Annotated in this window: 5 protein-coding genes and 1 pseudogene; 5 read left to right on the top strand and 1 reads right to left on the bottom strand. The window is 73.0% G+C overall.

Going from position 1 to position 6,673, the window contains the following annotated elements:
- Positions 1-414, top strand: a pseudogene (locus tag ACFWFI_RS39715) (hypothetical protein); the annotation flags it as partial.
- A 9-nt stretch (positions 415-423) separates the two neighbouring features.
- Here the strand turns inward: ACFWFI_RS39715 and ACFWFI_RS39710 are convergent.
- Positions 424-2,550 carry a S9 family peptidase gene (locus ACFWFI_RS39710; protein WP_387400333.1) on the bottom strand — a complete coding sequence of 709 codons (2,127 nt, stop codon included), beginning with the start codon at positions 2,548-2,550 and terminating at the stop codon, positions 424-426.
- A gap of 166 nt (positions 2,551-2,716) precedes the next feature.
- Here ACFWFI_RS39710 and ACFWFI_RS39705 point away from each other — a divergent pair, with 166 nt between their 5' ends.
- From ACFWFI_RS39705 to ACFWFI_RS39690, 4 genes are all read left to right on the top strand, one after another.
- Positions 2,717-2,911: a hypothetical protein gene (locus tag ACFWFI_RS39705; protein WP_014154257.1), complete on the top strand. Its 195-nt coding sequence runs from the start codon at positions 2,717-2,719 to the stop codon at positions 2,909-2,911.
- 74 nt (positions 2,912-2,985) lie between these two features.
- Positions 2,986-3,903 carry an N-acetyl-1-D-myo-inositol-2-amino-2-deoxy-alpha-D-glucopyranoside deacetylase gene (gene mshB / locus ACFWFI_RS39700; protein WP_387400331.1) on the top strand — a complete coding sequence of 306 codons (918 nt, stop codon included), beginning with the start codon at positions 2,986-2,988 and terminating at the stop codon, positions 3,901-3,903.
- The gene (locus ACFWFI_RS39695) at positions 3,900-4,361 is read left to right on the top strand and encodes a DUF6113 family protein (protein ID WP_387400329.1); all 462 of its coding nucleotides are present in this window, start codon (positions 3,900-3,902) and stop codon (positions 4,359-4,361) included. Before mshB ends, ACFWFI_RS39695 begins: the two co-directional genes overlap by 4 nt.
- Positions 4,362-4,791: 430 nt before the next feature.
- A complete protein-coding gene (locus ACFWFI_RS39690; RefSeq protein ID WP_387400327.1) occupies positions 4,792-6,624 on the top strand; it encodes a hypothetical protein in 1,833 nt (610 codons plus the stop codon).
- Positions 6,625-6,673 lie beyond the last annotated feature (49 nt).

The following is a 6,673-nucleotide window of genomic DNA, read 5'->3' as shown; positions in this document are numbered from 1 at the left end:
GCGCTCTTCCGCGCGGTCCACGCCCGTCCGCTCGGCATGATCGCCGCCGGATTCCTGCTGGTCTCCGGCGGCTGCGGGATCGCCCGGGACCTCCACAACAAGTGGCTGGAAAACTTCGGTGAGGCGCCGACCGAGCAACAGCTCGTCATGCTCACCTCGTTCCTCTTCGCCTTCGCCGGGGCGACGGCGCTGCTCGTCCTGGCGCGCAGGGGCTTCGAGAGCACCGACCAGCCGAACCATGGGTACGGCGGCTACGGCTACCCGCAGGCCGGCACGCCCGGCTACGGCTACCCGCAGGGCGGCACACCGGGCTACGGCTACCCCCAGGGCGGCACGCCCGGCTACGGCTACCCGCAGAGCGGCGGCGGACCCGGTTCCCCGCCACCGCCCGCGTCCCCGCCGCCCGGCTGGTGACAGCCCCGGTCACGGCCGGGGAAGGCCCAGGGACCGCCTGAGGAAGTCCACCTGGAGCAGCAGCAGATTCTCGGCGACCTGCTCCTGAGGGGTCATGTGTGTGACCCCGCTCAGCGGCAGCACCTCGTGCGGGCGTCCGGCGGACAGCAGCGCGGAGGAGAGCCGCAGCGCGTGGGCGACCACCACGTTGTCGTCGGCCAGGCCGTGGACGATCATCATCGGCCGCACCCCCTCGGCCGGCTCGGAGAGCCCCTCGTCGGTCACCAGGGAGTTGCGGGCGTACACCTCGGGCTGCTTCGCCGGGTCGCCGAGATAGCGCTCGGTGTAGTGGGTGTCGTACAGCCGCCAGTCCGTCACCGGTGCGCCGACGACGGCCGCGTGGAAGACGTCGGGGCGGCGCAGCACCGCGAGCGCCGAGAGATAGCCGCCGTACGACCAGCCGCGCATGGCCACCTTCGAGAGGTCCAGCGGGAAGCTGCCGGCCAGGGCGTGCAGCGCCTCGACCTGGTCGTCGAGGGTGAGGGTGAGGTCGTCCCGCACCGCCTTCTCCCAGCCGGGCGAACGGCCCGGCGCGCCCCGGCCGTCCGCGACGATCACGGCGAAACCGTGGTCCGCGAACCACTGGGACGTGAGGTGCGGATTGTGGGCGGCGACCACCCGGCGGCCGTGCGGGCCGCCGTAGGGATCCATCAGGACCGGAAGCGGGCCGTCCGATTCCTGGTACCCGGTGGGGAGCAGCACGGCGCACGGGATCCGCCGTGCGCCCCCCTCCGTCAGATGGACGTTCGCGGCCAGGACCGGCTCCTGGGCGAGATTCGCCACGGAGGCGATCCGCTTGCCGTCCCGCAGCACCCGCACGGCCGTTCCCGGGTGCTCCAGGGACGCCGACAGCAGGACCGTCACACCTCCCGCGCGCACCGCGGAGTGCACCCCGGCGCCCTCGCTGACGCGCTCCACACCCAGTTCGTTGACCCGGTACACATGGCTCTGACCCGTCTCCGGGGCAGCGGCGCCCTCGCCCGCGGTCGCCTGCACCAGGATGTCCGACTCCCCGATGTCCAGCACCGCCTGGATGTGCAGCTGGCCACCGGTGAGCGGCCGGTCGCCGACCGAGAGCACCCGCGCGCCCCCCTCGTCGGCGACCCGCACGAGCCGGCCGTCGGGCGCCCAGGCGGGCACCCCGGCGAAAAGATCAAGCCACACATCGTCCTCGTCGACATGCACCGTGCGGGTCACGCCGCTCTCGGTGTCGACGGCCAGATACACCTGGCTGCGCTGGTCACGGGCCTGCACCAGAAGCAGCGGGGCGCCGTGCGAGGACCAGTGCACCCGCGCCAGATAGGGAAAGCGGGACCGGTCCCAGACGATCTCCGTGCGGGCCCCGTCCAGATCCGTCACGAAGAGCCGCACCTCGGCGTTGGCCGTTCCCGCCGCCGGATAGCCCACTTCGGAGGGCTTGCTCCCGGGGTGCGCCGGATCGGCGATCCACCACCGCTGTACGGCGCTGTCGTCGACCCGCGCCACCAGCAGGCGGTCCGATTCCGGCGACCACCAGAAACCGCGGTAGCGGCTCATCTCCTCGGCCGCGACGAACTCCGCGAGGCCGTACGAGGTGTGGGCGTCCTCCGGCTCCGCGACCGGCCTGTCGCCGTCACCGTCCGCCCCCACCACACGCAGCGCGCCCCGCGCGACGTACGCGATGTGCCGGCCGTCGGGGGAGGGGCGCGGGTCGATCACCGGGCCCGGCACCGGCAGGGCGCGCGCCGTGCCCGCCCTCAACTCGGCGACGTACGCCTTGCCGGAGAGCGCGAAGGCCGCCAACTCCACTGCGTCGTCCACCGCGTAGCCCACGATGCCCGCCGATCCCTCCCTGGTCCGCTCGCGCCGCGCCCTCTCCTGCGGTGACAGCTTCTCCGCCGAACCGCCCAGCAGGGCGTCAGGGTCGGCCGCGACGCGCTCCTCGCCCGTCCCGGTGTCCAGCACCAGGAGCCGGTTCGTCCGGTCGGTGCCGGAGGCCGACCTGAGGAAGAGCACCCGCGTCCCATCCGGTGAGACGGTGAAGGCCCGGGGTGCGCCGAGAGTGAACCGCTGGGTCCGGGCGTGCTGGCGGGGAAAAGACAGCTTCTGCGAGGTCATGGCTCCGAACCTAGCCCGCGACGGGCGGTCCGTGCGCCCCTCGTGCTGCTGTGCCCCGATCAATGCGTCGGCACGGATAGTTATGATCCGTAGCGCTCGGTGGGTATGAACCTGCTGGCTCCATGTGTGCTGCCTGTCCCGACCGTACTGATGGAGGTGAACCGCCGTGGCACTCTCGATTTCGGCGGTGGTGCTGCTGGCGATCGTCGTCTTCCTGCTGATCCGGAAATCCGGACTCAAGGGCGGACACGCGGTGGTCTGCATGTTGCTCGGGTTCTACCTCGCGAGCTCGTCGATCGCCCCGACCATCTCGGAGGTGACGTCGAACGTGGCAGGCATGATCGGGGGAATCAAATTCTGACGGATGCGCCGCCGGGCGCCCCGGACACCGTGGGGCGTTCGGCCCGCGGAGCGGCCTGCTCGTAGGGTGGTCCCATGAAGGACCTCCCTGCCCGCCGTCTGCTCCTGGTGCACGCGCACCCCGACGACGAGTCGATCAACAACGGCGCCACCATGGCCAGGTACGCGGCCGAGGGCGCGCACGTCGCCCTGGTGACATGCACCCTCGGCGAGGAGGGTGAGGTCATCCCACCGGACCTCGCGCATCTCGCCGCGGACCGGGACGGCGGCCTGGGTGACCACCGAATCGGCGAACTCGCCGCCGCGATGCGGGAGCTCGGGGTCACCGACCACCGGTTCCTGGGCGGCCCCGGCCGCTTCCACGACTCCGGAATGATGGGCACCGAGCAGAATCACCGGCCCGGTGCCTTCTGGGCCGCCGACCTCGACGAGGCGGCCGGCCACCTCGTCGGAGTGATCCGCTCCCTGCGCCCCCAGGTCCTCGTCACGTACGACCCCGACGGCGGCTACGGCCACCCCGACCACATCCAGGCGCACCGCGTCGCGATGCGCGCGGCGGAGCTGGCCGCCGATGCCGCGCACGACGCCGGCGCCGGAACCCCGCACACCGTCGCCAAGATCTACTGGAACCGGGTACCCCGCTCGGTGGCCGAGGATGCCTTCGCGCGGCTGCGTGACACCGCCCCCGACGCCTTCCCGGGGATCGCCGCGGTCGACGACGTACCCGGGGTCGTGGACGACGCGGAGATCACGGCTGAGATCGACGGCTCGGAGTACGCGGCGGCGAAGACCGCCGCCATGCGGGCGCACGCCACCCAGATCGCCGTGGACGGACCGTTCTTCGCTCTTTCGAACGACCTCGGCCAGCCCGTCTTCACCACCGAGTACTACGAGTTGGTGCGAGGCGCCCCGGGCGGGGACGATGGTGCCCGGGAGCACGACCTCTTCGCGGGCGTGCCGGACGCGGCCCTCGCACCGGGAGCACGGACATGAGCAGCAGGCAGAGGCAGCGCGCCTCGTCACAGTCGCCGCGTACCAACGCCCCGCCCAGGAGCCCTGAGGCCACCGGCCTGGCGGCGCCGCCGAACCCCCGGCGGATCCCGCTCTACGTGGGACTCGCCGTGCTGGGCGCGGCCGTCGGACTCGCCGGCACCCTGGTCCAGGCGGCCCTGTTCCCGGGCGGGTTGCTGCTCGCGCTCGCCGCGTCGGCGGGGCTGTTCTACGGCGGCCGGGCGCTGACCAGGACACAGCTGGGCGCGCTGGTGCCGGCGGTGGGATGGTTCATCGCCGTCATCCTCCTTCTCGGCGGGCGGCCCGAGGGCGACTACGTCTTCGGTCAGGAGATCGGCCTGGCACTCTTCATGCTCGGAGGGATGGCCGTGGCTGTGATGTGTGCCACGATGTCGCGGCTGCCGTATCCGGCCAACGACACCGGCCGACCTGGCACGTGATGTGGTATGTCCGCTCCCGGATTGCCCCTCCGCGCAGCGGTGGGTGCATCCTTGTTTCCCCCGGGCGCGGAGAGTCTTACGGCGGCGGCCAGTATGGTGGTGCGCGCGCCGAGCCGTCCCCTGGCCTGCGGCATGGGGGAAGTACGGGCGGCGGAGCCAATCGGGAGAACCTGCTTTGAGTCGTGAAACTGACAGTTCGTCCTCCGGGCCCCAGGGGCGCGGCGGAGCCGCGTATCCATCGGGTACGCCGCCGTACGGATCACGCCAGTATCCGTCGCTGCACCCGTCTCAGGACGGGCCGGAGGAGACTCCGGAGCCTGCGGACCCGCCTCAGCCCGAGGAGCCCAGAACAGAGACGACACTGACGACGCGTATCCGGATCAACATCCCGGGCTCGCGTCCGATCCCGCCTGTCGTCATGCGTACGCCGATGAGTGAGACGGACGCGTCCGGCGGGCGCCCGGCATCCGAGCGGACCGGTAGCACCCCGAGGCCCGGCGCGCCCGCGCCGTCGTCCGGTGGGGCGCCCGACGCCGGCCCGGCCGCGGAGGCCCCGGCCGAGAAGCCGGGCAGGGAGAAGAGCGGCAGCGACTGGTTCGCGCCGCGCAAGACCCCGGCCCCCGTCCCGGGTACCGGTGCGGCTCCCGCCGCTTCGGCTCCGGGAGCGCCCGGCCCCGGTCACGGCCCCGGCCCGGGCCCCGGTGGGGCCTCCGCCGGCGGTCCTCCCGGCGCGGGCCGTGATGCCGGCGGTCCGACGCCGCCCCGCACGGACTCGCCGTACTTCTCGGACGGTCCGCAGCAGCCCGGCGACCGGGGCGGCGCCCCCCGTCCGGGCCGCAGCGCCCTCGACGACCTCGACGCCGGTCCGCGGCCCACGCCGAACCCCGGCATGCGGCCGCCGGGCGGCCCGGGTCCCTCCGGGCCCACCACCGGCCCGGTCACCGGGAGTTCGTCCCTGACGCCGAACCTCGACCGCCTTCCCGGCGCGCCCGGCCAGGGCGCTCCCGGCGGCCCCGTCGGCCCCCGGCCGGGCGGACCCGGCGGCGTACCCCCGCGGATGTCGGACGACACCGCGATCCTGACGCCGCAGGCACCCGCGCCCGCCCCCGGGTCCGGCTCCGGCGGCAATGTCTCCGGAGACACGCTGACCAGCGGCATCCCCGTCATCCCCTCGGAGCCCCGCTCGGCGTTCCCGGGCGGCCCCGGAGGGATCCGGCCGCCCGAGGGCCCCATGGGCGGCCGGCCGGGCGAGGCGGGTGCCCCGGCACCCGCTCCCGCCCCCCGGCCCGCTCCGAAGGCCGCGCCGCCCGCCAAGAAAGGCCGTTCCAAGCTGGTCCTGCTGGGCGTGGGTGTCTTCGTGCTGTTCGGGGTCGCCTACGGCGCCGGCCTGCTGATGAACCACTCCGAGGTTCCCAAGGGCACCACCGTGCTCGGCGTCGACATCGGCGGGGGCACGAAGGAGGAGGCGGTCACCAAGCTCGACACCGCCCTCGGCAAGCGGGCCCAGGCGCCTCTGCAGCTGTCCGTGGACGGCAAGAAGGAGAAGCTCGCCCCGGACAAGGCCGGTCTCACCCTGGACAGCCAGGAGACCGTCCGCGGCGCCGCGGGCAGCGACTACAACCCGGTCTCGGTGATCGGCTCCCTGTTCGGCGGGGCGCGCCCCGCCGACCCGGTGATCCCGGTCGACGAGGAGAAGCTCGGGGTCGCGCTGACCGACCTGGCGGGCGTGTCCGGTTCCGCCAACGACGGCACGATCAAGTTCGAGCCGAACAAGGCCGTTGCCGTTCCCGGCAAGGCGGGGAAGTCGCTGGACGTCAACCGGTCGATGATCTCCGTACGCGATGCCTACCGCGCGCAGGTCCAGACCGGTGAGCCGGCCGTCGTCGAACTGCCCGTGGCTGCCACCGAACCCACCATCACCAAGGCCGAACTGGACCGGGCGATGAAGGAGTTCGCCGAGCCGGCGATGTCCGGTCTGATCACCATCAAGGCCGGGCCGAAGGAGATCGACTTCGGCCCCGCCAGGTCCCTGCCGCAGATCCTGTCCATGAAGCCGGTCGACGGCAAGCTGGTCGCGGTCTACGACAGGGAGGCGATCGACACCCTGCTCGACGGCGTCTTCGACGGCGTCATGATCACCAAGGCCGACGGGAAGAAGCACCAGGTCAGCTCGACCGACGTGGCCCAGGCCATGCAGGGCGCGCTGCTCGGCAAGACCTCTGCCGAGCGCACCGTCGCGATCAACCTGAACGGCGAGGGCTGACCGGCCCCGCTACCGCCGTACGACGCCGCCCCTGCCCGGACCTCCGGGC

Origin of the sequence: Streptomyces sp. NPDC060209 (assembly GCF_042728155.1) — a bacterium.
GTDB lineage: Bacteria > Actinomycetota > Actinomycetes > Streptomycetales > Streptomycetaceae > Streptomyces.
Note: the sequence above shows the minus strand (reverse complement) of the source record. Positions and strands in the feature narration are given on the sequence as shown.